Source organism: Amycolatopsis sp. WQ 127309, assembly GCF_023023025.1.
Lineage (GTDB): Bacteria > Actinomycetota > Actinomycetes > Mycobacteriales > Pseudonocardiaceae > Amycolatopsis.
Genome location: NZ_CP095481.1, coordinates 4,710,511 through 4,734,132, shown reverse-complemented (window position 1 = coordinate 4,734,132; position 23,622 = coordinate 4,710,511). Strand labels below are relative to the sequence as shown.

22 protein-coding genes are annotated in these 23,622 nt (G+C 72.2%); 7 read left to right on the top strand and 15 right to left on the bottom strand.

Going from position 1 to position 23,622, the window contains the following annotated elements; genetic code table 11:
* Nucleotides 1-33 precede the first annotated feature (33 nt).
* Genes MUY22_RS22315 through MUY22_RS22305 form a run of 3 tightly spaced genes read right to left on the bottom strand, consistent with a single transcriptional unit; the run spans nucleotide 34 to nucleotide 2,169 of the window.
* Entirely contained in the window at nucleotides 34-861 is an 828-nt protein-coding gene (locus MUY22_RS22315) for an amidohydrolase (RefSeq protein WP_247062226.1), read from the bottom strand.
* Entirely contained in the window at nucleotides 858-1,826 is a 969-nt protein-coding gene (locus MUY22_RS22310) for an aldo/keto reductase (RefSeq protein ID WP_247062224.1), read from the bottom strand. The genes MUY22_RS22315 and MUY22_RS22310 overlap by 4 nt, the downstream gene beginning before the upstream one ends.
* Before the next feature lie 4 nt (nucleotides 1,827-1,830).
* Nucleotides 1,831-2,169 (bottom strand): L-rhamnose mutarotase, encoded by a 339-nt coding sequence (locus tag MUY22_RS22305; RefSeq protein WP_247062222.1) that lies wholly within the window; start codon nucleotides 2,167-2,169, stop codon nucleotides 1,831-1,833.
* 81 nt (nucleotides 2,170-2,250) lie between these two features.
* Here MUY22_RS22305 and MUY22_RS22300 point away from each other — a divergent pair, with 81 nt between their 5' ends.
* A complete protein-coding gene (locus MUY22_RS22300; protein ID WP_247062220.1) occupies nucleotides 2,251-2,973 on the top strand; it encodes a FadR/GntR family transcriptional regulator in 723 nt (240 codons plus the stop codon).
* Between the two features lie 104 nt (nucleotides 2,974-3,077).
* Here the strand turns inward: MUY22_RS22300 and MUY22_RS22295 are convergent, their stop codons facing one another.
* Genes MUY22_RS22295 through MUY22_RS22270 form a run of 6 tightly spaced genes read right to left on the bottom strand, consistent with a single transcriptional unit; the run spans nucleotide 3,078 to nucleotide 9,569 of the window.
* On the bottom strand, nucleotides 3,078-4,091 hold the full coding sequence (locus MUY22_RS22295) for an ABC transporter permease (RefSeq protein ID WP_247062219.1): 1,014 nt from the start codon (nucleotides 4,089-4,091) through the stop codon (nucleotides 3,078-3,080).
* Nucleotides 4,088-5,599 carry a sugar ABC transporter ATP-binding protein gene (locus MUY22_RS22290; RefSeq protein WP_247062218.1) on the bottom strand — a complete coding sequence of 504 codons (1,512 nt, stop codon included), beginning with the start codon at nucleotides 5,597-5,599 and terminating at the stop codon, nucleotides 4,088-4,090. The genes MUY22_RS22295 and MUY22_RS22290 overlap by 4 nt, the downstream gene beginning before the upstream one ends.
* Entirely contained in the window at nucleotides 5,596-6,630 is a 1,035-nt protein-coding gene (locus tag MUY22_RS22285; protein ID WP_247064049.1) for a sugar ABC transporter substrate-binding protein, read from the bottom strand. Before MUY22_RS22285 ends, MUY22_RS22290 begins: the two co-directional genes overlap by 4 nt.
* A gap of 44 nt (nucleotides 6,631-6,674) precedes the next feature.
* Nucleotides 6,675-7,418: an SDR family NAD(P)-dependent oxidoreductase gene (locus tag MUY22_RS22280; RefSeq protein WP_247062217.1), complete on the bottom strand. Its 744-nt coding sequence runs from the start codon at nucleotides 7,416-7,418 to the stop codon at nucleotides 6,675-6,677.
* Nucleotides 7,411-8,715, bottom strand: coding sequence for an enolase C-terminal domain-like protein (locus tag MUY22_RS22275; RefSeq protein ID WP_247062216.1), 1,305 nt, complete (start codon nucleotides 8,713-8,715; stop codon nucleotides 7,411-7,413). Before MUY22_RS22275 ends, MUY22_RS22280 begins: the two co-directional genes overlap by 8 nt.
* Nucleotides 8,716-8,717: 2 nt before the next feature.
* Nucleotides 8,718-9,569 (bottom strand): fumarylacetoacetate hydrolase family protein, encoded by an 852-nt coding sequence (locus MUY22_RS22270; protein WP_247062215.1) that lies wholly within the window; start codon nucleotides 9,567-9,569, stop codon nucleotides 8,718-8,720.
* A gap of 202 nt (nucleotides 9,570-9,771) precedes the next feature.
* On the opposite strand from MUY22_RS22270, the gene MUY22_RS22265 reads away from it, so the two are divergent.
* Nucleotides 9,772-10,998 (top strand): multidrug effflux MFS transporter, encoded by a 1,227-nt coding sequence (locus MUY22_RS22265; protein WP_247062214.1) that lies wholly within the window; start codon nucleotides 9,772-9,774, stop codon nucleotides 10,996-10,998.
* Here MUY22_RS22265 and MUY22_RS22260 read toward each other — a convergent pair.
* Together MUY22_RS22260 and MUY22_RS22255 are read right to left on the bottom strand one after the other, a co-directional pair.
* On the bottom strand, nucleotides 10,976-11,578 hold the full coding sequence (locus MUY22_RS22260; protein WP_247062212.1) for a hypothetical protein: 603 nt from the start codon (nucleotides 11,576-11,578) through the stop codon (nucleotides 10,976-10,978). The genes MUY22_RS22265 and MUY22_RS22260 overlap by 23 nt on opposite strands.
* Nucleotides 11,579-11,595: 17 nt before the next feature.
* Nucleotides 11,596-12,819 carry an NAD(P)/FAD-dependent oxidoreductase gene (locus tag MUY22_RS22255; protein WP_247062210.1) on the bottom strand — a complete coding sequence of 408 codons (1,224 nt, stop codon included), beginning with the start codon at nucleotides 12,817-12,819 and terminating at the stop codon, nucleotides 11,596-11,598.
* Between the two features lie 203 nt (nucleotides 12,820-13,022).
* Here MUY22_RS22255 and MUY22_RS22250 point away from each other — a divergent pair, with 203 nt between their 5' ends.
* The 3 genes from MUY22_RS22250 (at nucleotide 13,023) to MUY22_RS22240 (ending at nucleotide 17,395) form a co-directional block, all read left to right on the top strand.
* A complete protein-coding gene (locus MUY22_RS22250; protein ID WP_247062208.1) occupies nucleotides 13,023-13,226 on the top strand; it encodes a hypothetical protein in 204 nt (67 codons plus the stop codon).
* A gap of 67 nt (nucleotides 13,227-13,293) precedes the next feature.
* Nucleotides 13,294-15,273: an SDR family oxidoreductase gene (locus tag MUY22_RS22245; protein ID WP_247062206.1), complete on the top strand. Its 1,980-nt coding sequence runs from the start codon at nucleotides 13,294-13,296 to the stop codon at nucleotides 15,271-15,273.
* Between the two features lie 325 nt (nucleotides 15,274-15,598).
* Nucleotides 15,599-17,395 carry a hypothetical protein gene (locus MUY22_RS22240; RefSeq protein WP_247062204.1) on the top strand — a complete coding sequence of 599 codons (1,797 nt, stop codon included), beginning with the start codon at nucleotides 15,599-15,601 and terminating at the stop codon, nucleotides 17,393-17,395.
* A 1-nt stretch (nucleotide 17,396) separates the two neighbouring features.
* On the opposite strand, the gene MUY22_RS22235 is transcribed toward MUY22_RS22240, so the two are convergent.
* Entirely contained in the window at nucleotides 17,397-18,083 is a 687-nt protein-coding gene (locus tag MUY22_RS22235; protein WP_247062202.1) for a trypsin-like serine protease, read from the bottom strand.
* A 226-nt stretch (nucleotides 18,084-18,309) separates the two neighbouring features.
* A complete protein-coding gene (locus tag MUY22_RS22230) occupies nucleotides 18,310-19,638 on the bottom strand; it encodes a PLP-dependent aminotransferase family protein (RefSeq protein WP_247062200.1) in 1,329 nt (442 codons plus the stop codon).
* Between the two features lie 67 nt (nucleotides 19,639-19,705).
* On the opposite strand from MUY22_RS22230, the gene MUY22_RS22225 reads away from it, so the two are divergent.
* Nucleotides 19,706-20,362: an O-methyltransferase gene (locus MUY22_RS22225; RefSeq protein WP_247062198.1), complete on the top strand. Its 657-nt coding sequence runs from the start codon at nucleotides 19,706-19,708 to the stop codon at nucleotides 20,360-20,362.
* A 4-nt stretch (nucleotides 20,363-20,366) separates the two neighbouring features.
* On the opposite strand, the gene MUY22_RS22220 is transcribed toward MUY22_RS22225, so the two are convergent.
* Both MUY22_RS22220 and MUY22_RS22215 read right to left on the bottom strand, forming a co-directional pair.
* Entirely contained in the window at nucleotides 20,367-22,322 is a 1,956-nt protein-coding gene (locus MUY22_RS22220; protein ID WP_371827633.1) for a transglycosylase domain-containing protein, read from the bottom strand.
* Nucleotides 22,323-22,419: 97 nt separating this feature from the next.
* Nucleotides 22,420-23,148: a FadR/GntR family transcriptional regulator gene (locus MUY22_RS22215; protein WP_247062196.1), complete on the bottom strand. Its 729-nt coding sequence runs from the start codon at nucleotides 23,146-23,148 to the stop codon at nucleotides 22,420-22,422.
* Nucleotides 23,149-23,331: 183 nt separating this feature from the next.
* On the opposite strand from MUY22_RS22215, the gene MUY22_RS22210 reads away from it, so the two are divergent.
* The gene (locus tag MUY22_RS22210) at nucleotides 23,332-23,568 is read left to right on the top strand and encodes a hypothetical protein (RefSeq protein ID WP_247062194.1); all 237 of its coding nucleotides are present in this window, start codon (nucleotides 23,332-23,334) and stop codon (nucleotides 23,566-23,568) included.
* Nucleotides 23,569-23,622: the final 54 nt, after the last annotated feature.

Sequence of the window (23,622 nt, the reverse complement as noted above, 5' to 3'; positions counted from 1 at the left end):
CCCTGGGGGAGGTCCCGCGCCCGCATCCATGTGTCAGAGGCCGTAGACGTCTCGCGCATTGTGCTCGAAGACGCCAAGGCGTTCCGCGTCCGACAGGGACCCGGTCAGCGAGACCGCCGCGTCCAGGACGACTTCGTAGGACGCCGCCAGTTCGCAGACCGGCCAGTCCGAGCCGAACAGCAGCCGTTCCGGACCGAACGCGTCCAGCACGTGGTCGACGTAGCGGCGCAGGTGCGCCACCTCCCAGCCCGACCAGTCCGCCGCCGTGACCAGGCCGGAGAGCTTGCACACGACGTTCTCGCGCTCGGCGAGCGCGGCGATCGCGCCGGCCCACGGCTCCCACTCCCCCGCCGCGATCGGCGGCTTCGCCGCGTGGTCCAGGACCAGCCGCAACCCCGGCAGCCGCAGCGCGACCTCGCTCGCCGCCGCGAGCTGCGCGGGCCGCACCAGCAGGTCGTAGACCAGGCCGGCGTCCCCGACCGCGCTCAGCCCCGCCACGATCTCCGGGCGCAGCAGCCAGTCGTCGTCCGGCTCGTCCTCCACCTGGTGCCGGATCCCCACCAGCGGCCCCCGCGACCGCAACGCGGCCAGCCGGTCCGTGACGTCCGGGGCGCGCAGGTCGACCCAGCCGACGACGCCCGCGACCACCGGTTCCGCCACGGCCGTCGCGAGGAACTCCTCAGTCTCTTCTTCCGCTGACACCGTCTGGACCAGCACGGTCGCGTGCACCCCGGCCGCCTTGGTCACCGCGCGCAGGTCGTCTGCCGTGTAGGGCCGGCGGATCGGGTCCATCGCGCCCCCCGCCAGCCACGGGTACGCCCGCCGCGACGGGTCCCAGAGGTGGTGGTGCGCGTCGATCATGAGACCCCTTCGGCGATGACGGCGTCGGCGCGCAGCAGTCCCGCGTCGACCAGTTCGGCCCACAGCTCCGGCGGCACGACGGCCCGGGCGCGCCGCGCGTTCACGCTCACCTGCTCCGGATCATGCGCGCCGACGACGACCGACGCCACCGCGGGATGGGCGATCGGCAGGGCCAGCGCGGCCTCCGGCAGCTCGACGCCGTGCCGCGCGCAGATCTTCGCGATCAGCTGCGCTCGCTCGACGAGCTCGGCGGGCGCCTCGGCGTAGTCGTAGACCCGGCCGGGTTCCGCGGTGGCCAGGATGCCGGCGTTGAACACCCCGCCGGCCACCACCGTGACGCCGCGCTCGGCGCACAGCGGCAGCAGCTCGTCCAGCGCGGCCTGGTCGAGCAGCGTGTAGCGCCCGGCCACCAGCACGACGTCCAGGTCGGTCCGGCGGACGAACTCCCCGAGCATCGGCGCCTGGTTCATCCCGGCGCCGAACGCGCCGATCACGCCCTGGTCCCGCAGCTCGCGCAACGCCGGGAAGGCACCGCGCAGGGCCTCCTCGAAGTGGTCGTCCGGGTCATGGACGTAGACGACGTCGACGCGGTCGAGGCCCAGCCGGGTGAGACTGTCCTCGAACGACCGCAGGACGCCGTCGCGGCTGAAGTCCCACCGGCGCTTGTAGGCGGCCGGGACGGCGAAGCCCTCGTCGTCCTTCTCTCCCGCGCCGCCCGGGTTCGGCTCCAGCACGCGGCCGACCTTCGTGGACAGCACGTACTCCTCGCGCGGGAACTCGCGCAGGGCCGCGCCGAGGCGGGCTTCGGACAACCCGAGGCCGTAGTGGGGCGCGGTGTCGAAGTAGCGGACGCCCTCGTCCCACGCGCGCCGCACGGTCGCGGCCGCCGTCTCGTCGGTGATCGCGTGGTACAGGTTGCCCAGCTGCGCGCAGCCGAGCCCGAGCGGGGACAGGGAGAGGTTCACGCGGTCACTCCTTCACCGGCAGTTCCCAGACCAGCCCGATGCCGGTGTCGTCGCCGGAGTAGTCGTCCTCCACGGCCAGCAGCTCGGCCATCCTGGCCTGCCACGGGACGTTCGCGGGGTGCTCCCGCAACGCCGCGCGCATCGCCGCGTAGTCGTCGACTTCGAGGACGTGGAAAAGGTCGAGGCCGTTACGCCAGATCCGCCAGGTGCGGACGCCGGCCGCCCGCAGCGCGACGTCCAGCTCGGGCGGGATCACGGCGTGGACGGACTCGTACTCGGCCTCCTTGCCGGGTTTCAGCTTCGTGTGGAGAGCCACTCTTTGTGGTGCGGGACCGTGGGTCATGACCACTCCTTCGCCGGGACATGGCACGCTGGGGAGTAACACCCAAACATCCGAGGTCTGTTGCAGGGAAGGGCGGACACGATGCCCGTCACCGATGTCGCGATCGACAAGATCAAGGACATGATCATCTCCGGCGAGCTGGCGCCCGGCGACCGGCTGCCGAAGGAGGCCGAGCTGGCCCAGCGGCTCGGGCTTTCGCGCAGCTCCCTGCGGGAGGCCGTGAAGGCGTTGTGCCTGATCCGGGTGCTCGACGTGCGCCAGGGCGACGGCACGTACGTCACCAGCCTCGAGCCGAACCTGCTGCTCGACGCGATGACGTTCGTGGTCGACTTCCACCGCGACGACACCGTGCTCGACTTCCTCGCCGTGCGGCGGATCCTCGAGCCGGCCGCGACCGCGCTGGCCGCGCTGCACATGAGCGACGACGACATCGCGGAGCTGGGCACCCTGCTCGGTGAGCTGGCCGACTCGCCGACCGTCGAGGCGCTCGTCGCCAACGACCTCCAGTTCCACCGCAAGATCGCCGACGGCTCCGGCAACCCCGTGCTCTGCTCGCTGCTCGACAGCCTCTCCGGACCGACCGCGCGGGCCCGGATCTGGCGCGGCCTCACCCAGGAGGGCGCGGTCGCGAAGACCCGGGAACAGCACTCGGCGATCTACGAGGCGATCGCGGCCCGCGAGCCGGAACTGGCGCGCTCGTGGGCGACCGTGCACGTCGCGGGCGTGGAGCAGTGGCTGCGCAACGCACTGGGCACGGCCGACGACCCGACGGTGCCCGACCTGCCCGCCGCGGAAGCTTCCTAGCCGCACACGCACCTCCGGTGAGCCGTGAAGGCCTCCTTCACGGCCTTTAAGGCCGGTAAGGAGGCCTTCACGGCTTTGAACGTCGGATGATCACACAGGGCGGCTCAGGTTTGGGGTTTGCCGCCGGCGTACCGGGCGATGATCAGCGCGACCAGGATGATGGCGCCGTAGATGGCGCCCTGCCACTCCGCCGTGACGTGCGCGTAGTTGAGCAGGCTCGACACCGACGACAGCAGCAGGACGCCGGTCAGCGCGCCGACGAGCGTGCCCTTGCCGCCGTCGAGGGAGACGCCGCCGATCACCGCGGCCGCGAAGACCTGCAGGATCAGCCCCGAGCCCTGGTTCGCGCCCAGCGCGCCGACGTACCCCGTGTACGCGAGCCCGCCGATCGCCGCGAGGATGCCGGCGACGACGAACACCGCCCACGCGATCCGGTCGACGCGCACCCCGGCCGCCCGCGCGGCTTCGCGGTTGCCGCCGATCGCGTACAGCGCGCGGCCGACGCGGTGGTAGCGCAGCACCCAGCCGGCGACCGCGAACAGCACCGCCGCCAGCCACACCGACATCGGCAGCCCGGCGAACGTCGTGGTCGCCAGGTTCGTGAACGAGTCCGGCAGGTTGAACAGCGTCTTGCCCTTGGTCGAGCCGACCTGCACACCCCGCAGCACGGTGAGCATGGCGAGGGTGACGATGAAGGCGTTCAGTTTCAGCTTCACGATCAGGAAGCCGTTGACGAACCCGACGAGCGCGCCGCACAGCGGGATCACCAGCAGGCCGATCGCGGTGGGCAGTTCGACGCCGAAGCCGGCCGACGCCGCCGGGATCACCACCATCGCGCCGAGCGCGGGCGCCAGGCCCATGGTGGATTCCAGCGACAGGTCGAACTTCCCGGTGATCAGCACCAGCGACTCGCCCAGCACGACCAGCGACAGCGCGGCCGACGCGGTCAGGATGCTGACGATGTTGCTCCAGCCGACGAACGTGTCGTCGACCAGGCCACCGATGACGAACACCACGACGAGCGCGGGCAGCAGCGCGAGTTCCCGCAGCCAGAGGGCCTTGCGACGCCGGGGCGGCGCGGGCAGCTCCGGCTGGGGATCGGTCATCACGTCGGTCACGAAAGCTCGACTCCTTCGATGTCGGCCACGAGGTCGCCGTCGGACCACCCGGCCTGGTGCTCGGCGACCACGGCCCCGGCGCGCAGCACCAGGACCCGGTCGCTCAGGCGCAGGTCGTCCAGCTCGTCGCTGACGATCAGCACCGCCTTGCCTTCGGCGCGCACCCGGTCGACGACCGCGAGCAGCGCCTCCTTCGACTTCACGTCCACCCCGGCCGTCGGGTTGATCAGCACGACGACCCGCGGGTCACTGGCCAGCGCCCGGGCGAGGACGACTTTCTGCTGGTTGCCGCCGGACAGGTCCGACACCGGCTGCTCGGCGCTCGCGGCGACGATGCCGTAGTCCGCCAGCGCCTGGGACGCCTTCGTGAACCGCGTCTTCGGCGACGCGATCCCGCCGCGGCCCATCTTGTCCAAAATGGACAGTGTGGCGTTGTCCATGATCGGGTGCTCCAGCACCAGGCCTTCGTGGTGCCGGTCGCGCGGCACGCAGCCGATCCCGGCCTTGAGCGCCGCCGGGATGTCCCCCGGCCGCAACGGCTTGCCCTCGACTCGGACCGTGCCCGCGGCCGGGCGCCGCAGGCCGTAGATCGTCTCGGCGACCTGGTGCTTCCCGCTGGCGTTGCTGCCCGCGAGCCCGACGACCTCGCCCTGGCGGAGCCGGAACGAGACGTCCGAGAAGCCGTCGCCGGACAGGCCGTCGACCTGCAGGATCTCCGGCGCGTCCGCCTCCAGGGCGTCCCGCGTGGCGGCGTCGCGGACGGACAGGCCGCCCGGTTCGCCGGTCATCGCGTCGACCAGCTCGGCCCGGCCGACCTCGGCGACCGGCGCGGTCAGCACGTGCTTCGCGTCGCGCAGCACCGTGACCGCCTGGCACACCTCGTAGACCTCGTGCAGGTGGTGCGAGATGAACAGGAACGTCACGCCGTTCGCCTGCATCTGGCGCATCCGCTCGAAGAGCCGCTCGATGGCCTGTTTGTCCAGCTGCGCGGTCGGTTCGTCGAGCACGATGAACCGGGCGCCGTACGACAGCGCGCGGGCGATCTCGACGAACTGCCGGTCCTCGACCGACAGCTCGCCGGCCGGGGTGTCGACGTCGACGTGCACGTCCCACGACCCGAGCAGCTCGGTGGCCTGCCGCCGCAGCTTCTTCCAGCCGATGGCGAACCCGCCGCCCGCCTGCCGGTTCAGGAACAGGTTCTCGGCCACCGTGAGCTGCGGGACGACCATCGCGTGCTGGTAGACGCACGCCACGCGCGCCTTCCAGTCGTCCTGCTTGGTCAGGGGCGGGGCCGGCTCGCCGCCGAACTCGACGTGCCCGGTGTCCGTGGCGGACAGGCCGGTCAGGATGGAGACGAGCGTCGACTTGCCGGCCCCGTTGCGCCCGACGAGCGCGTGCGACTCGCCCGGGTGCACGTCGAGGCTGACGTCGTGCAGCGCCACGGTCGGGCCGTAGCGCTTCCCGACGCCGCGGGCGCTGACCACCGCGGTGGCGGGCGGCGCGATCACAGGTTGTTCCCCCACAGGGCCTTGTCGTCCACGTTGGCCTTGGTGATGACGGGCGCGGGCAGCTGGTCCTCGAGGATGCCGGGGCTGATCTCGACGATGGTGCTGTCGTGGTCGGTCGGGCCCGGCTTGAACGTCTCGCCGGCCATGGCCTTCTTCAGCCAGTACAGGCCGTACTTCGCGTACGCGTCGGCGGGCTGGGACACCGTGGCGTCCAGCTCGCCGGCCCGGATCGCGGCCAGCTCCTGCGGGATGCCGTCGTTGGACACGAGCACGATGTGCTTCGGGTCGCCGACCGGGAAGAACAGGTTCTTGCGCTTGAGCGCCTGCTCGGTCGGGGCCAGGTAGACACCGCCGGCCTGCATGTAGACGCCCTTGATGTCCGGGTTCGCCGTCAGCATGCTGTCGAGGCCGGAGGACGCCTTGTCGGCCTTCCACTCGGCCGGGATGTCCAGCACCTGGATGCCCGGGTACTTCTGCGCCATGCAGGCCTTGAAGGCCTCCGAGCGGTCGCGGCCGTTGACCGAGGCGAGGTCACCCTGGATCTGCACGACCTTGCCGGACTTGACCTTCTCGCCGATCGCGTCGCACGCCTTGGTGCCGTAGGCCTTGTTGTCGGCCCGCACCACCATCGCGACCTTGCCGCTCTCGGGGGCGACGTCGACCGCGACCACCGGCACGCCCTTGTTCTCCGCCTGCTTGAGCCCGGCGACGATCGCCGCGGAGTCCAGCGGCGTCACGACCAGGCCCTTGACGCCCTGGTTGAGGAACGTGCCGATGTCGGTGATCAGCTTCGCCGGGTCGCTGTCGGCGTTGACCGTCGGGAGGACGTCGACGCCCTCGGTCTTCGCCATCTGCGGCACGTAGTTGTTGTAGGCCTGCCAGAACGGCGAGGTCAGCAGCGGCAGGGTCGCGCCGACCTTGCCGCCGGTGTCGCCCCCGCCCGCGCTCGGCGCGGCCGCATTGTCCTTAGTGGACCCGCAGGCGGCCAGCACCAGGCCGCAGACGGCGGCCGTGGCGGCCACCTGGATCACCCTGTTGTGCACCGCATCCTCCTTGATGACAGCGAAAAAGTCTGTTACTGCTGAACGGGGCCGCGCGGGCGCAGGCCGTACATGCCACCGTCGACCGCGAGCGCGGTGCCGGTGGTCGAAGCGGACAGCGGGCTGGCGAGGTAGACGATCGCGTTCGCGACCTCGTCGGCGGTGACCAGCCGGCCCATCGGCTGGCGCGCGGCGAGCGCCGCGCGTTCGGCCGCCGGGTCGCCGGCGGAGTCGAGCAGCCGGCCCACCCAGGGGGTGTCCGCCGTGCCCGGGCACACGCAGTTGACGCGGATCCGGTCGGGCAGGTGGTCGGTCGCCATGGCCAGGGTCAGCGAGAGCACCGCACCCTTGCTGGCCGAGTAGAGCGCGCGGCTGGGCAGGCCGGCCCAGGCCGCGATGGAGCAGGTGTTGACGATCGCCGCGGACGGCGAGTTCCTGAGGTGCGGCAACGCGGCCCGGGCGAGCCGGACCATGCCGACGACGTTGACGTCGAACACGCGGTGCCACTCGTCGTCGCCGTTGGCGGTGACGTCGCCCTGCGCGCCGATGCCGGCGTTGTTGACGAGGATGTCGAGCCGCCCGAAGCGTTCCACGACGGCGTCGATCGCGGTGCGCACCTCGTCGTCCGAGGAGACGTCACAGCGGAAGCCGTCGTCGCCCGGTTTGAGGTCGAGCACCGCCACCTGGGCGCCGCGTTCGGCCAGCAGGGTCGCCGTCGCCAGGCCGATCCCCGAGGCGCCTCCGGTGACGGCGGCCACCAGGCCCTCGAATTCACTCACTTGCGGTCTCCGTCCACTCGGGACCGTCCGGGAAGCGGAACCGGCGCAGCGTGGCGTCGTGCATGCGCGCGGAGAACCCGGGGGCGGTCGGGGCGAGGTACCGGCCGCGCTGCACGACGGCCGGGTCGGTGAAGTGCTCGTGCAGGTGGTCGACCCACTCGATGGTGCGGTCGGTGTCCGACGCCGACACCGCGACGAAGTCGAACAGCGACAGGTGCCGCACGAGCTCGCAGAGCCCGACGCCGCCGGCGTGCGGGCACACCGGGACACCGAACTTGGCGGCCAGCAACAGGATCGCCAGGTTCTCGTTGAACCCGCCGACGCGGGCGGCGTCCAGTTGGAGCACGGAGATCGCGTTCGCCTGCAGGAGCTGCTTGAACATCACGCGGTTCTGGACGTGCTCGCCGGTGGCGACGCGGATCGGCGCAAGCGCTTTCGCGATGGCGGCGTGGCCGAGGATGTCGTCCGGGGACGTCGGTTCTTCGATCCAGTACGGGTCGTACGGCGCCAGCGCGGTCATCCAGGTGATCGCGGCGGAGACGTCCCAGCGCTGGTTGGCGTCGACGGCGATGCGGATGTCGTCGCCGACCGTCTCGCGGGCGAGTTTCATCCGCCGGACGTCGTCGTCGAGGTTGCCGCCGACCTTGAGCTTGATCATGTCGAAGCCGTCCGCGACGGCCTGTTCGGACAGCCGGACCAGCTTCGCGTCGGCGTACCCGAGCCAGCCGGGAGACGTGCTGTAGGCGCGGTAGCCGGTGGCTTCCAGCTGCGCGACCCGCTCGGCCCGGCCGGGCTCGGCGGCACGCAGGATGTCGAGGGCTTCGGCCTCGGTGAGCGCGTCACTCAGGTACCGGAAGTCGACGAGCGACACCAGCTCTTCGGGCGTCATCCGGGCCGCGAACTTCCAGACCGGGAGGCCGGCGCGGCGCGCGGCGAGGTCCCACGCGGCGTTGACGACCGCGCCGACCGCCATGTGCGCGACGCCCTTTTCCGGGCCCAGCCAGCGGAACTGCGAGTCGCCGACGAGCGTGCGCGACAGGTCGCCGAGCGCGGCCGCGTCCGCCGGGACGTCGCGGCCGACGACGTGCGGCGCGAGCGCGCGGATCGCGGCGGCCTGGACGTCGTTGCCGCGGCCGATGGTGAACGCGAGGCCGTAGCCGTCCGGGCCGCCGTCGGTGTGCAGCACGACGTAGGCCGCGGAGTAGTCCGGGTCGGGGTTCATCGCGTCGGAGCCGTCGAGCTCCCGCGACGTCGGGAACCGGACGTCGAGGACCTCCATGCCGATGATCTTCGCCATGGTCAGGCCTGCCTCGCGGTCTGGCGCTGCCGGCCGAGGCCGTCGATCTCCAGCTCGATCACGTCGCCGTCGCGCAGGTACGGCTTCGGGTCGGGCTGGCCGAGCGCGACGCCTTCGGGCGTGCCGGTGTTGATCAGGTCGCCGGGGCGCAGCACCATCACCTGGCTCAGGTGGTGGATGATCTCGGCCACGGAGAAGATCATGTCCTTGGTCGACGAGTCCTGCTTCTTCTCGCCGTTGACCCACAGCCGCAGGCCGAGGTCCTGCGGATCGGGCACCTGCGCCGCGGGCACGAGTGCCGGGCCGAGCGGGTTGAAGTTCTCGCAGGACTTGCCCTTGTCCCACTGGGCGGTGCTGAACTGCAGCGCACGCTCGGAAACGTCGTTCGAGACGACGTACCCGGCGACGTGGTCCAGGGCCTCCTCGACGCTGTCGAGGTAGCGGGCGGTCGTGCCGATGACGACGCCGAGCTCGACCTCCCAGTCGGTGCTGACCGACCTGCGCGGGATGAGGACGTCGTCGCCGGGGCCGACCACGACGTCCGGCGCCTTCATGAACACGACGGGCTCGGTCGGCGGCGTCGCGCCGGTCTCCTCGGCGTGGCGGCGGTAGTTCATCCCGATGCAGACGACCTTGCCCGGCTGGGCGATCGGCGAGCCGACGCGCAGGCCCGTGACGTCTTCCGCCGGCAGCTCCCCGGCGGCGAGCGCGGCGGCCACCCGGGCGAGGCCGCCGGTGGCGAGGAACCCGCCGTCGACGTCGGCGGTCAGCCCGCTCAGCCCGTAGGTCGTACCGTCGTCGGCGCGGACGTACGGACGCTCGCTTCCCGGCTCTCCGAGGCGTACCAGCTGCACGGATGTTTCCCTTCACCAGCCCGACCAGACATCCGATGTATATCGCAGACGAGGCCTCCGATCCAGAGCCGTCGCACAATCGGCGCGAAAATGGTCGGATCAGTGGCGGTGGGGGCCCGGACGAGCACGGGGTGTCACCAGTCACAGGCGGAATAGGCCCGATGACCGCGTCGCTGCTCCTTTGGGTAACTCGAGGAGGCGCATGACCGACACGGCGGAACCTGCCGCGCCCACCCGGCGCGCGCAGCTGAAGTTCGTCCTGATCCTGGGCGGGCTCTCGGCGTTCGGGCCCCTGTCCATCGACATGTACCTGCCGGCGCTGCCGCAGATGGCGGGCGACCTGCACGCCGCGGACACCACGGTGCAGCTGACGCTCAGCGCGTTCATCGTCGGCCTCGCGGTCGGCCAGCTGGTGCTCGGGCCGCTGTCGGACGCGCTCGGCCGGCGCGGGCCGCTCCTCGTGGGGCTGGTCCTGTACGTCGTGGGCTCGGTGCTGTGCGCGGTCAGCCCGGACGCGTGGCTGCTCGTCGCCGCCCGGGGCATCCAGTCCCTCGGCGCCGCCGCGGGCATCGTGATCGCCCGCGCCGCCGTGCGCGACCTGTACTCCGGCACCGCGATGACGAAGTTCTTCTCGACGCTGATGCTGGTCAGCGGCCTGGCCCCGATCCTCGCCCCGCTGATCGGCGGCCAGCTGCTGAACTGGACGTCGTGGCGCGGGGTGTTCGTCGTGCTGACGGTGTTCGGCGCCGTGTTGCTGGCCGTGGTGGCTTTCGCGCTCCCCGAGCCGCTGCCGGTTTCCCGGCGCTCACCGGCGCGTCTCGGCCGGGTGATGAAGACGTACGGGCGGCTGGCGGTGGACCGGACGTTCGCGGGCTACGCGCTGGCGTCCGGCCTGCTGTTCGCGTCGATGTTCGCCTACATCTCGGGGTCGTCGTTCGCGCTGCAGGGGGTGTACGGGTTGAGCCCACAGGCCTACAGCGTGGTCTTCGGCGCCAACGGCGTCGGCATCGTGCTGGCGGGCCAGCTCAACGGCCGGCTGGTGGGCCGGGTTCCCGAGCGCACGCTGCTGCTCGCCGGTCTCCTCCTCGGCGCACTCGGCGGCGTCCTGGTGCTGGTGTCGGCGCTGGCGCACCTGCCGCTGGCCGCGCTGCTGGTGTCGTTGTTCCTGCTGGTGTCGAGCATCGGCCTGGTGATGCCGAACGCGAGTTCCCTGGCCCTGGCCGAACACGCCCGCTCGGCGGGCGCGGCGTCGGCGTTGCTGGGCGTGCTGCAGTTCGTGGTCGGCGGAGTGGCCACACCGCTGGTGGGCTTGGGCGGCCCGGGAACGGCCGTCCCGATGGCGGCGACCATCGCCGGGTTCGCGCTGCTGGCGCTGGTGGCGTTCCTGACGCTCACCCGGCCGGTGGTCAGGCCGGATCCGGTGTCTTGAGCCGGTTGCCCACCTCTTTCGAGCTGTCGTCGATCGATCCCAGGTCGACGCGCATGGCGTTCGTGAGCAGCTCGAACGCGTCCACGGCGGGGTCCCACACGTCGTCGAAGTTCCGTCCCCGCAGCTTCATGTCCGGCCGGGCGAGCCAGTCCCGCGTCGCCCGGAGCCGGCCACCGAAGCTGCGAGCGGCCGACGTGACGTCCTCGGAAGCGACGATGGCGCACGAGGTGACCAGGTCCTGCAACCTGCGCAGCGCGCCGGCCAGCTCGAGAGCGGTCTCCGCGTTGCCATCGGACTGACCGGAACGAGAGACGGAAAGCGCGGTCACGGCGTCCGCGAACACCTGGGTGATCTTCAGGTAGAGCTCCGACCTCAACCCGAACAGGAGCTTCCGACGTTCCAGCTCACGCTGATGCTCGAGTTCCTGGGCGAACCGCTCCCGTTGCTGCTCCAGCTCGGTCGCGGATCTCTTGTTCGCGCTTCTCGTCGTCAACCACGTGGTGATCGACGCCGTCAGGAGGGCGACCACCGCTGTCATGCCGGCGACAGCGATGGTCAGCCAAGCGGGAGTGTTGTTCATCTGAGCGGGCTTGACCCTCAGCCGAGGTCCGCCAGATCGCCCGTCTCGAGCTGCTCCGCCGTCACCTTCGTGCGGCCGTCGACCAGCGCGCTCAGGGCGTCGCCGTCGTCCCACATGTTCACGTTCATCGCCGCCGCCACTTCGCCATCGCGGAGCCAGAACGCCGTGAACTCCCGCGACGCGAGGTCGCCCCGCACCACCAGCTCGTCCGCCGCCGGATCCGCCAGGCCGCGGTACTCGCAGCCCAGGTCGTACTGGTCGGTGAAGAAGTACGGCGACGCCAGGTAGGGCTCGTTCTCCCCCAGCAGGTTCTGCGCCACGTGCGTGCCCTGGTCCTTCGCGTTCTGCCAGTGCTCCACGCGGATGCGGCGGCCGTAGCGCGGGTGGAAGTGGGCCGCGATGTCGCCGACCGCGTAGACGTCCGGGGCCGCGGTGCGCAGGCCCGCGTCCACCGCGACGCCGCCGTCGTCGGACAGCTCCAGGCCCGCCGCGTGGGCCAGCTCGACCCGCGGGGCCGCGCCGACCGCCACCAGGACCACGTCCGCCGGCAGCTCGTCGCCGTTGCCCAGCTTGACGCCGCGGACGCCGTCCGGGCCGCCCGTGATCTCCGCGACCTGCTCGCCCAGGCGCCAGTGGACGCCGTTTTCCGTGTGCAGGTCCCGGAACACCCCGCCGATCGTCTCGCCGATGACCGTCGAGAGCGGGACCGCGACCGGGTCCACCACCGTGACGTCCGCGTCGTGCGAGCGGGCGGCCGCGGCGGCTTCCGAGCCGATCCAGCCGGCGCCGATCACGACCACGCGCTCCGCCTCGGCGAACGCGGACCGCAGCTTGAGCGCGTCGTCGAGGCTGCGCAGCGTGTAGAGACCCGGCAGGTCGCCGCCGGGGACCGGGAGGGCCTTCGGGCGCGAGCCGGTGGCCAGCACGAGGCGGTCGTAGCGGTGCTCGCCGCCCGCGTCGTCCAGGACCAGCCGCGCGCCCAGCTCGACGCGAGTCGCGGTGACACCGGGGGTGAACCGGATGTCCTTCTCCGCGTAGTACTTCTCTTCGTGCACCCAATCGGGTTCGTCGGTGGTGCCGAGCAGGACGCCCTTCGACAGCGGCGGCAGCTCGTACGGCCGGTGCGGATCGGACCCCATCAGCAGGACTTCGCCGGGGTAACCGCGTTCGCGCAACGCGGCCGCGGCGGACGCACCGCCCAGGCCCGCTCCGACGACGACGATCTTCCGCGGCTCCGACATCCTGACCTCCACCGGCGACAGCAAATCCTGGCGCGAACCTACTCCGGAACCCGCCGCACCACATCCCGGTACGCCGGAACCCCTCGTTCCGCAAGGGAAAACTCGCGAGTAGGCGGATCGGGTGAACCGGCGTCATGGCGCCGTGGCGCGGGTCTCCCACCCCCGCACGAAGCAGAACGTCGAGGGAATCGGAGGCGGCGACCATGAGTCGGGGCGAGTGGTCGGTCACCTGCCGGGATCTGGCCGGCAGGCGCAGGGACGTGACGGTGTTCGTCAGCAACGACAAGGTGGTGCTCGTCGCGCCACCGGGCGAGGCGGCGGTGCTCGGGCCGCTGGACGTGGGACGGCTGCGGGCCGCCCTGCGTGACGCCATCGTGGCGACGGCGGACGACAAGGTGGAAACCTGACAACTACCGTTCCTACTTTCCAGTAGGTTAGAGTCGGCCCGACGACGTCGAGTGCGAGGGGCCGGCCATGACCACCTACTTCGTGACGGGCGCGACGGGTTTCCTCGGGAAACGCCTGGTCGCCCGGCTGCTGCGGCGACCGGAGACGTCCGCGGTGTACGCGCTCGTGCGGGAGACCTCGCGGGAGCGGCTGTCGGTGCTCGCGGAGGGCTGGGCGAACGCCGGCAAGCTGCATCCCGCGGTCGGCGACCTGACCGAGCCGCGACTGGGCGTCGACGCCGACGGGCTGCCGCACCTGGACCACGTCGTCCACCTCGCGGCGGTCTACGACTTCACCGCGGACGAGGAGACCAACCGGCGCGCCAACGTCGAGGGCACCCGGCACCTGCTCGCCTTCGCCGCGACGGCCGGGGCGGGGCTCGTGCACCACGTGTCCTCGATCGCCGTCGCGGGCGATCACGCCGGGCGCTTCACCGAGGCCGACTTCGACCTCGGCCAGCACTTCGGGTCGCCGTACCACGCGACGAAGTTCCAGGCCGAGAAGCTCGTCCGCGAGCAGCCGCTGCCCTACCGCGTCTACCGGCCCTCGGCCGTCGTCGGCGACTCGCGCACCGGCGAGATGGACAAGATCGACGGCCCGTACTACTTCCTGCCCGCGATCTCGCGGCTGGCGGCGCTGCCCCGGCGTCTCCCGCTGGCCGCGCCCGACCTCGGCGCGACCAACCTGGTGCCGGTCGACTACGTCGTCGAGGCGATGGAACACCTGATGCACCGGGACGCGCCGGCCGGGGCGACCTACCACCTCGCCGCCGCGCGCCCGCAGTCGCTGAACTCCGTCTACAACGCCTTCGCGCGCGTCGCGGGCGGGCCGGCGATCCGGGCCGTGCTGCCCGCGAAGCCGTCGAACGTGCTGCGGCGGGCGGGCACCCGGCTCGCGCACGCGGCCGCCGCCGGGGTCGACCGCGTGCCCGGCGGGCGCGCGACGCGGGCCGCCGTCCTCGACGAGCTGGACGTCCCGCTCGAAGTCCTGCCGCACCTGAGCACCGAGGTCGTCTTCGACACCGCGCGCACGACGACGGCGCTGTTCGGCAGCGGCATCCAGCTCCCGGAGCTGCGCGACTACGCCGCGCCGCTCTACCGCTTCTGGCGGGCGCACCTCGACCCCGACCGCGCCCGCCGCACCCACGGCCTGGCCGGACGGACGGTGCTGATCACCGGCTCGTCGTCCGGCATCGGCCGCGCGTCGGCGCTCGCCGTGGCCCGCAAGGGCGCGAAGGTGCTCCTCGTGGCCCGGCGTGCCGACGAACTGGAGGACGTCCGCAGCGAGATCACGGCCGCGGGCGGCATCGCGGCGGCCTACCCGTGCGACCTCACCGACGGCGACGCGGTCGACGCGCTGGTCAAGGACGTGCTGAGCGACCACGGCGCCGTCGACATGCTGGTCAACAACGCCGGCCGATCGATCCGGCGCTCGGTTTCGCTGTCCACGGAACGGTTCCACGACTACGAGCGCACGATGGCGATCAACTACTTCGGCCCCGTGCGGCTCATCCTCGGGCTGCTGCCGTCGATGGCGCGGCGGCACTTCGGCCACGTCGTCAACGTCACCACCATGGGCCTGCAGACCGACACCCCGCGCTTCTCCGCCTACCTGGCCTCGAAAGCGGCCCTGGAGCAGTTCGGCCTGACCGCCGGGCGCGAGACGCTCTCGGACGGCGTCACCTTCACCTCCGTCCGGATGCCGCTGGTGCGGACGCCGATGATCGCGCCGACCGGCTACCGCGGGATCCCGTCGAGCAGCCCGGAACGCGCGGCCGCGCTCGTCGTCAAGGCCCTCGAAGAGCGGCCCGCGATCCTCAGCCTCCCCGAAGGGCGGGCCGCCGAGCTGGCGACGCTCGTCGCGCCGCGGCTCTCCCGCTTCGCCGCGCACCTCGCCCACCGGGCGACGCGGGAGTCGGCGCCGGAGGCCCGCGGGCTGCCGGGCCGGCCCGCGCCGGCGGCCGTCGCGGCGGCGATCACCCGCGTGATCTGGCGCCGTCGTGCGTGATCGGTGCGAATTCCGGCAAAACCCTGGCACTACGGCGACGGTACTTCTACCCTCGCGCGTGCTCCGTTCATCCGGACGGACGTGAACTGGGGAGTTCGAAATGCCGGAACGCAGTACTGGGGAACGCACCGCCTTCGCGGATCAGACCGCCGCGATCGGCACCGCCCGAACCACGACCGGGTGACGTCTTGTGAGTGTTCAGGGCGGTTCCAACCGCCCTGAACACTCACGAGCAGGTGGGGGCGGGTGGTCCGGCCGGTATCCGCGGACGGCCCGGCCGCTACCATCGCTTCCCGGGTGTGATCGGGAGCGGAAGGCGGGCGGCGTGGACGTGGCGAGTCCGGTGCGCGCCACTGCCTCCCCGGAGCCCGCTCCCGCGGCGCGCTCCCGGCCGCTGCTGCGCTGGGGCGTGCACGCCGCCTGGGTCGTGCTGCTCGCGCTGGCCACCGAACTGCGCGTCGGCCGCTTCGGCTTCCACCCGTCCGACCAGGGCTTCATCCTCGCCCAGGCGTGGCGGGTGCTGCACGGCGAAGTGCCGCACGCCGAGATCATCTCCGCGCGCCCGCTCGGTTCGGCGGTGCTGCACGTCGCCGACTTCGCGCTGCCGATGCCGTTGTTCTTCGGCTCGAGCTTCCTGTCCATGGTCGAGATCATCGTGGCGACCATCGGGTTCGCCGCGCTGGTCACCCGCCGCCGGGTGCTGGCCTGGGGGCCGGGCATGACGGCGATGGTCGCGGCGGCCTCGCTCATCAACCTCAACGCGTTCCCGCTGATGGCCTGGCACACGGTCGACGGCATCGCGCTCACCGCGTGCGGCGCCTGGGCCCTGGACGCGGGCCTGCGCGGCGGCCACGCGTTCGCCCGCCGCGGCGGCTTGGCCCTGCTCGGCTGCGCGGTGTTCGTCAAGCAGAGCTTCGCGCTGGCCGCGGTGATCGGCGTCTGCTGGCTGCTGCTGCACCCGTCGACGCGGGCCGGCGCGCTGCGGACGGCGCGCTGGTGGCGCCGGCTGGTCCTCGACCTGCTGTCCCTCGGCGCGCCCGGGCTCGCGTACGTGGCCTGGGTGAGCCTGGGCGGCGGGTTCGCGGAGATGGTCGAGCAGCTCACCGGCGGCGTGCCCGCGTACGGCCAGCGGCTGCTCGGGCTGTGGCTGGAGGACCCGGAGGTGCTGACCCGGGCGCCGGTGCGGGAGCTGAGCTTCTTCGCCGCGATCGCCGTGGTGCTGCTCGCGGTCCGGCTGCCGGGCGACCGGCTCGGCGCGGCCGGCCGGGTGGCGTCCTGGGTGCTGGTGCTGGCCGGCGCGACGGCCGTGGTCCTGACCGTGGTCGACGGCCGGTTCACCGGCTCGTCGCGCTGGGCGGACGTGCTGTGGTGGATCGTCGCGGTGAGCGTGCTGGTCAACGCGGCCGTGACGCGGAAGGTGCCGTGGGCCGGGCTGCTGGTGCTCGCGACCGGGTTCATGACCAGCCTGTCCTGGGGCAACGACACACCGACCCTGCTCACCGGGACGCTCGCGCTGACGGCGTTGCTGTTGCTGAGCGCGGTGGTTCCGCCGCGGCCGCGGCTGGCGCGGCGCTGGGTGACGGCGACGGCGGGGCTGACGGCGGTGGCGGTGTGCGGCTGGGTCGTCGTCGCGCGCCACGACCAGGCGGCCTACCTCGACCTGAGCCACGACAAGCTGACCGAGGACCTCGGCGCGGTGACCCCGGCGATGAGCGGGATCCGCACCAACCCCTCGACGTTCACCTACGTCCGGCAGATCCGCGACTGCCTGGCGGAGTTCCCGGCGGGCCGCACGGCGATCCTGCCGGACAGCTCGTTCGCCTACCCGGCGTTCGGCCTGCGCAACCCGTTCCCGCTGGAGTGGCCGCTGCCGCTGGAGATCGTCGGCGACGCCCCGCAGCGCATGCTCGCGGAGGCCGACGACCTCAACCGCGAGGGCGACTACCTGGTGCTGTTCCAGACGGACTCGATCCGGCAGCTCGCCACCGGCGGCCCGGTGCCGGCGCAGATCCCGCTCGACACCCCGGTGTTCGACTACCTGGGGCTGGAGAAGGCGATCCAGGCGAAGCTCACCGGGCAAGCGGTCACCTGCGGCAGCTTCGTCGGGAAGTACGCGCGCTGAGTCACCCGCCGGCGATCTGCTCCCGGATCCAGCCGGCGACGACGTCCACCCGCGCGATGACCTCGAGCCCGGGCTGGGGGCACGCCGGGCCGTCGTTGACGATGGCCACGAGGGTGCCGGTGCGGTCGTCGTCGGAGGTGAAGAACGGGCCGCCCGAGTCATCCTTGCACGGGCTGTTCTCGACGGTCCGCGTCACGACCGGCGCGGCTTCCAGGGTGGTCTGCCGGATCTTCGCGACGGTGAACTGACCGCGCTTGAGGTGGTCCGAGGGCGCGACGACGGTGGCCGAGACCGAGCCCCAGCCGATGAACCGCAGCGGCTGCCCCTTCGACGGCGGCTCGGTCGCCAGCTTCAGCGGGGTGATGCCGGTGATGGGCGCGCTGAGCTTCACCACGGCGAGGTCGTTGACCGCGGACTGCCGGACGTCGACGACCTGCGCCGACTCGCCGCCGGTGTCGCTGTCCTTGAGCTTCCCGAGCGTCACGGTCATGTCGTAGCGCGGCTTGCCCCCGACCCGGACGTCGTTGACGTCGTGGAAGCAGTGCCCGGCGGTCACGACCCACCGGGCGTCGACGAGCGAGCCGCTGCAGGCACCGCTGCGGACACCGCCGCCGGGGACCGGGATGTCCGTGGAAGTCAGCTTCGCGTTGAACGGCAGGATGGGATCCGGTACCGGACGACTGAGCACCGGAGTCGTCGGGCTACTCCCGGTAGTTCTGCTTTCGGTGACCGCGGTGTGACGCGGAGCGTCGGCGCTCGCGATCAGCGACGCGCCGAAAGTGGTGTAAGCGCAGGCCAGCCCGGCTCCCACGACAGCCGCGACAGCGGCAGCCCCCAGCCTCGGCCCGCGGCGGCCGCGCGATTTCTTCCTCACTCTTATGAGTACGTACGCCAGGCCGAGATGGTTGCGTGATCTAGTCCACGAGCAAGTCGTCGGGCGTGCCGGACGCCAGCTCGGCGAGGACTTTCAGGGCCGCGTCGAGCGTTTCGGGAGGCGGCGCCGACACCGCGATCCGCACCGCGTTCGGCGCGTGCCCGGGCAGCACCGCGAACGCCGACGCCGGGGACAACGCGATCCCGCGACGCGCCGCCGCCGCGACGAACGTCTCCGCGCGCCACCGCTCCGGCAGCACCCACCAGCGGTGGTACGACGCCGGGTCGCCGTGGACGTCGAACCCGGCCAGCCGCCCCGCCAGCACCGCGGCCCGCGAAGCCGCGTCAGCACGCTTCGCCGTCTCCACCTCCGCCAAGGTGCCCGTCGTGATCCACTGCGTCGCCGCCTCGACCGCGAACCGCGGCGCCGCCCAGCCGCCCGAGCGGACCGCCGACGCCAGCCGGGCCGTCCACGCCGGCGGCGGCACCAGGAACCCCGCCGTCAGCCCCGGGGCGACACGCTTGGACAGGCTGTCCACGAACACCGTCCGCTCCGGCGCGAACGCGGCGAACGGGCGGACGCCGGCGCGCAGGAAGGTGTAGATGCCGTCCTCGATCACCGGCAGGTCCAGCCGCGTCACGACCTCGGCGAGGGCCGCGCGCCGGGACGCGGGCATCGTCGTGCCGAGCGGGTTGTGCAGCGTCGGCTGGACGTACAGCGCCCGCACCGGCCCGGCCGCCAGCAGCGCCGCGGGCACCAGGCCGTCGTCGTCCGTCTCGATCGGCACCAGCTCCACGCCGAGCCGCGCGGCGACGCCCTTCACCACCGGATACGTCAGCGACTCGACCGCGAGCCGCTCCCCCACCGGCACGAACGCGGCGATCGCCGCCGCGATGGCCTGCCGGCCGTTGCCGGTGAACAGCAGCGTCGCCGGGTCCGGGCGCCAGTCGCCGCGGGTGAGCAGCGCGGCCGCGGCGTCACGCGCGACCGGGGTGCCGGCGGCGCCGATCGGGTGCAGGGCCGCGGTCAGGACGTCCTGGCGCAGCAACGGTTCCAGCGCGCGGGCGAGGCTCGCGGACTGCCCCGGCAGCACGGCGAAGTTGAGCTCGAGGTCGACGCGGGCGTCGCCGGGCTCGGCGAGCGCGGGTTCCGGCGGCGGCTTCGCGGCCCGGATGAACGTGCCGCGGCCGACCTCGCCGACGGCCAGGCCGCGCCGGACCAGCTCGCCGTAGACGCGGGCGGCCGTGGAGTTCGCGATGCCGCGCTCCCGCGCGAAGCGGCGCTGCGGCGGGAGCCGGTCGCCGGGGCGCAGGCGGCCGGCTTCGACGTCGGCGGCGAGGGTGTCCGCGACGACGCGGTAGTCGTCCATGTCCACCTTCCTCCCCGGCCGTCCCGGCCATGATCCCACCGGCGTGGATCCCGCTAGGTTGGGTCCCATGAGCGACAACACCTGGGCCGCGGTCGACGACTACTTCGCCGCCGCCGTGCTGAGCCCCGATCCGGTGCTCGACGCCGCGCTGGCCGACTCCGCGGCCGCCGGCCTGCCGTCGATCGCCGTCGCCCCGAACCAGGGCAAGCTGCTGAACCTGCTGGCCCGCCTCGCCGGCGCGCGGTCGATCCTGGAGATCGGCACGCTCGGCGGGTACAGCACGATCTGGCTGGCCCGCGCGCTCCCGGCCGGCGGCAAGCTGGTGACCTGCGAGTACGAGCCCAAGCACGCCGACGTCGCGCGGGCGAACCTGGCGCGCGCGGGCTTCGGCGAAGAGGTCGTCGACATCCGGGTCGGCGCCGCGCTGGACACCCTGCCGACGCTCACCGGGCCGTTCGACTTCGTGTTCATCGACGCCGACAAGGCCAACCTCGACAACTACGTCCGCGAGGCCCTGGCGCTGTCCCGGCCGGGCACGACGATCGTCGTCGACAACGTCGTGCGCGGCGGCGCGGTGGTCGACGCCGGCAGCACCGACCCGAACGTCCAGGGCGTGCGGCGGATGGCCGAGCTGATCGCCGCCGAACCGAGGCTGGACGCGACCGCCGTCCAGACGGTCGGCGGCAAGAGCTACGACGGCTTCCTGCTGGCCCTGGTCCGCTGAGCCGTCACCGTCGCGGGCGGATCTCCGGCGGCGGCGCGAGCGCCACGCCCCGCTTCGCGTCGCCGAGCGGCCGGATCGGCTGCCCTTCGTGTGCCGCGGCCATGAACGCGCGCCAGATGCCGGCCGGGACGACGTCGCCGGTGAGCTTGGCGCCGGTCGCGTCCTTGAGCAGCCGGTCGTCGTCGGAGCCGATCCAGACCGCGGTCGCCAGCTGCGGCGTGTAGCCGACGGCCCAGGCGTCCTGGTTGTCCGGGGAGTTGCCGTGCTCGGCCGCGCCGGACCGCAGCGCCGCCGGGCGCCCGTCCGGCAGTGACGTGTCCAGCGTCGCGGTGACGTCCTGCGCGATGCGGCGGCTCGCGTCGCCGTCGTCGTCGAACGCGGGCCGCGCGGTGCCGGTGTGCTCCCAGACGACCGCGCCGCTCTCGTCGCGCACCTTCGCCACGAAGTGCGGGGTGGCGCGCTGCCCGTCGGCGGCGAAAGTCGCGTACGCGCCCGCCATGTCCAGCGGCCGCAACGGGTACCGGCCGATCGCGATGCCCGCGCCGATCAGGAAGCCGTCCTTCTCCCGCATGGTCGGCACGCCGTCGACGGTCTCCGGGATGCCCGCCTGCCGCGCGGCCTCGCTCAGCGCGTCCGGGCCGAGTTTCCTGGCCATGGCGATGAACGGGCCGTCGGCCTGGGACCGCATCGCGGTGCCCGGCGTGCACTTCGGGCCGCAGACGTCGGGATACTGGAAGGTCTCGCCGAGGAACTCCTGTTTCTCCGGCGACGGGATCGGCTGGTCCACGCCGTACCCGCGGCGCAGGGCCGCGGCGAGCGTGAACGGGTAGAACGCCGAGCCGGCCGCGTGCGGGGTGCTCGCGTAGTCGCGGACGCCCTGGTCACCGCCCTGGTAGGCGCGCACGGCGCCGGTCTTCGGGTCGACGGCGACGACGGCGCCGCGGAACTCCTTCGGCTCGCCCTTCAGCTTGTCCTGCAACGCTTTCGTCGCGGCGGCCTGCGCGGTCCGGTCCAGCGTCGTCTCGACCGTCATGTTGCCCTGCTGGAGTCGGCCGAGCGGGAAGCCGTCCTGCTCGAGCTCGGCCAGCACCTGCTGCTTGACGTGGAATTCGTCGTAGGTGACGCGGCCGGCGCGGGTTTCCGACGGTGGCTGGACCTCCGTGCCGGGGTAGGCCATGCTTTCGTCGCTCTTCACGTAACCGCGCTCGACGAGCTTGTCGTGCACGTACTGCCAGCGCCGCGCGGCGTGCGCGTCGCCGGAGGCCGCCGGGTCGTGCACCGACGGCGACTGGATCATCCCGGCCAGGAACGCGGCTTCGCTCCAGGTCATGGAGTCGTCGAGCTTCTTGCCGAAGTAGGCGTTCATCGCCGCGGCGGGCCCGAACGTGCCGCGGCCGAAGGAGATGATGTTGACGTAGCTCTCGAAGATCTGTTCCTTGCTCTGTTCCTGGGTGATCTTCGTGGCCAGCACGAGCTCGGCGAACTTGCGCCCGACCGTGGCGTCGTCGTCGCCGGTGGACTTCTTGATGTACTGCTGGGTGATCCCGGAACCGCCGCCGACGCCGGTGAGGAACGCGCGGCCGATGCCGGTCGGGTCGAAACCCTGGTTGTCCCAGAAGGTCGGGTCCTCGGTGGCGATGATCGCGTCGCGCAGCTTCGAGGGGACCTGCGCGTAGGGCACGAACATCCGGTCGCCGTCGGCCGGAATCACCTTGAGCAGCGGCGATCCGTCGGCGTAGTTCAGCACGACGGTCTTGTCGAGCCCGGCGAGCACCTCCTGCGGGCTGCGCACGTCGAGCACGAGGTAGGCGATCCAGAACGCGATCAGCGGCACACCGACGAGGAGCCCGAAGCTCCAGTAACCGATCCGCCGGATCCGCCGCCACCGCCGGCGCCGCGGGGTGTCGGGCTTCGCTTCGGCGTCATCGGCACCGTCGGGTTCCGTCGTCGTCGAGGTCACGAATGGATGACGTCCGGTTGGGTGAAAAGGTTCTGTGGGGAATTAACGGAGTTGTTCGAATCCTGTCAAGACGGCTCGGCCTCATGCGCCGCGCTCGTCAGGCCAGGAAGGCGCGCAGCAGCGAGGCCGTTCCTTCGATGTGCTCCGCCATCGCGTGGCGGGCCGCGACCGCGTCGCCGGCCAGGATCGCGTCCACTATCGCCTCGTGCTGGGCGTTCGAGTGCTCCAGGTTCGGCTGCAGCAGCGGGATCCGGTCCAGCAGCTGGTTCACCCGGGTGCGCGCGTCGGCCATCGCCGTGGTCAGTGAGCCGGATGCCGTGACCTCGGCGATCGCCAAGTGGAGGCGGGAGTCCTTGCGGCGGTAGTCGTCGAGGTCGGCGCCCGCCGCCTCGGCCAGGGTGCCCGTGAGGTGCTGGCGGTCGGCCGGGCTCAGCGAGCGGGCCGCGGCCATCTCCGCCGCGCCCGTCTCCAGGACGTAGCGCAGGCTCAGCGCGTCCTCCAGCACCACGGAGTCGACGGCGACCGCGTCGGGTGCGTGTTCCGGCGGGCCGGGGAGGGTCTCGTTCACGAACGTGCCGCCGTAGCGACCTCGACGTGACTCGACGTAACCGGCGTCGGAGAGTGCACGGATGGCCTCGCGCAGCGTGACGCGGCTGACCCCGAGCCGTTCGGCGAGCTCACGCTCCGACGGGAGCCGCTCCCCCGCGCCGACCACGCCCAGCCGGATCGCCTGCAGCAGCCGCTCGACGGTCTCCTCGAAAGCGTTGCCCGCGCGGACCGGCCGGAACAGCGCTTCGCCGGCATTCACCACCGAGGTCGACTCCATCCCGCGAGTTTAGGCCGCGGGCCACGGCGGCCGGGTGGTTCACCCGCCGCGCGCGACCCGGGCACGCTGGGTGTCCGTCACGGTACGCCTCGCACCTTCGAAGTGGACCGAGGCTCGCGCGGCGATCACACTGTGTTCGCGGTGTGAAAAACCTGTGGAACCGAACGGGCACAGTCGGCGACGATGGGCCGCACGACACCGATGAGCGACGCAGGGGGCGAGCCGGTGCACTTTCTGATGGCCGAGGATCTGGTACATGAGCGCGAGAACGAGTTGCGCCACGGCGTGCGCAACCGTCCGCCGGGCCGGGCGACACCGCGCCGCCACACCGGGACCCGGCGCCAGCAGTTCGGCTGGACCCTCGTGGAGGTCGGCCTGCGGCTGGCCACCGAGTCCGACGACGAGGCCCGCCGCACCTGAGCCGCACTTTCCCGGTGAAAGTGCCGCCCTATCGCCGCCAGGTCGTATCTTTCC

Coding starts and splice junctions, on each gene's coding strand:
- MUY22_RS22305 (WP_247062222.1), bottom strand. CDS start 2,169: ATGACCCACGGTCCCGCACCACAAAGAGTGGCTCTCCACACGAAGCTG.
- MUY22_RS22300 (WP_247062220.1), top strand. CDS start 2,251: ATGCCCGTCACCGATGTCGCGATCGACAAGATCAAGGACATGATCATC.
- MUY22_RS22245 (WP_247062206.1), top strand. CDS start 13,294: ATGACCACCTACTTCGTGACGGGCGCGACGGGTTTCCTCGGGAAACGC.
- MUY22_RS22230 (WP_247062200.1), bottom strand. CDS start 19,638: ATGGACGACTACCGCGTCGTCGCGGACACCCTCGCCGCCGACGTCGAA.
- MUY22_RS22215 (WP_247062196.1), bottom strand. CDS start 23,148: ATGGAGTCGACCTCGGTGGTGAATGCCGGCGAAGCGCTGTTCCGGCCG.
- MUY22_RS22255 (WP_247062210.1), bottom strand. CDS start 12,819: ATGTCGGAGCCGCGGAAGATCGTCGTCGTCGGAGCGGGCCTGGGCGGT.
- MUY22_RS22315 (WP_247062226.1), bottom strand. CDS start 861: ATGATCGACGCGCACCACCACCTCTGGGACCCGTCGCGGCGGGCGTAC.
- MUY22_RS22265 (WP_247062214.1), top strand. CDS start 9,772: ATGACCGACACGGCGGAACCTGCCGCGCCCACCCGGCGCGCGCAGCTG.
- MUY22_RS22275 (WP_247062216.1), bottom strand. CDS start 8,715: ATGGCGAAGATCATCGGCATGGAGGTCCTCGACGTCCGGTTCCCGACG.
- MUY22_RS22250 (WP_247062208.1), top strand. CDS start 13,023: ATGAGTCGGGGCGAGTGGTCGGTCACCTGCCGGGATCTGGCCGGCAGG.
- MUY22_RS22210 (WP_247062194.1), top strand. CDS start 23,332: ATGGGCCGCACGACACCGATGAGCGACGCAGGGGGCGAGCCGGTGCAC.
- MUY22_RS22225 (WP_247062198.1), top strand. CDS start 19,706: ATGAGCGACAACACCTGGGCCGCGGTCGACGACTACTTCGCCGCCGCC.
- MUY22_RS22260 (WP_247062212.1), bottom strand. CDS start 11,578: ATGAACAACACTCCCGCTTGGCTGACCATCGCTGTCGCCGGCATGACA.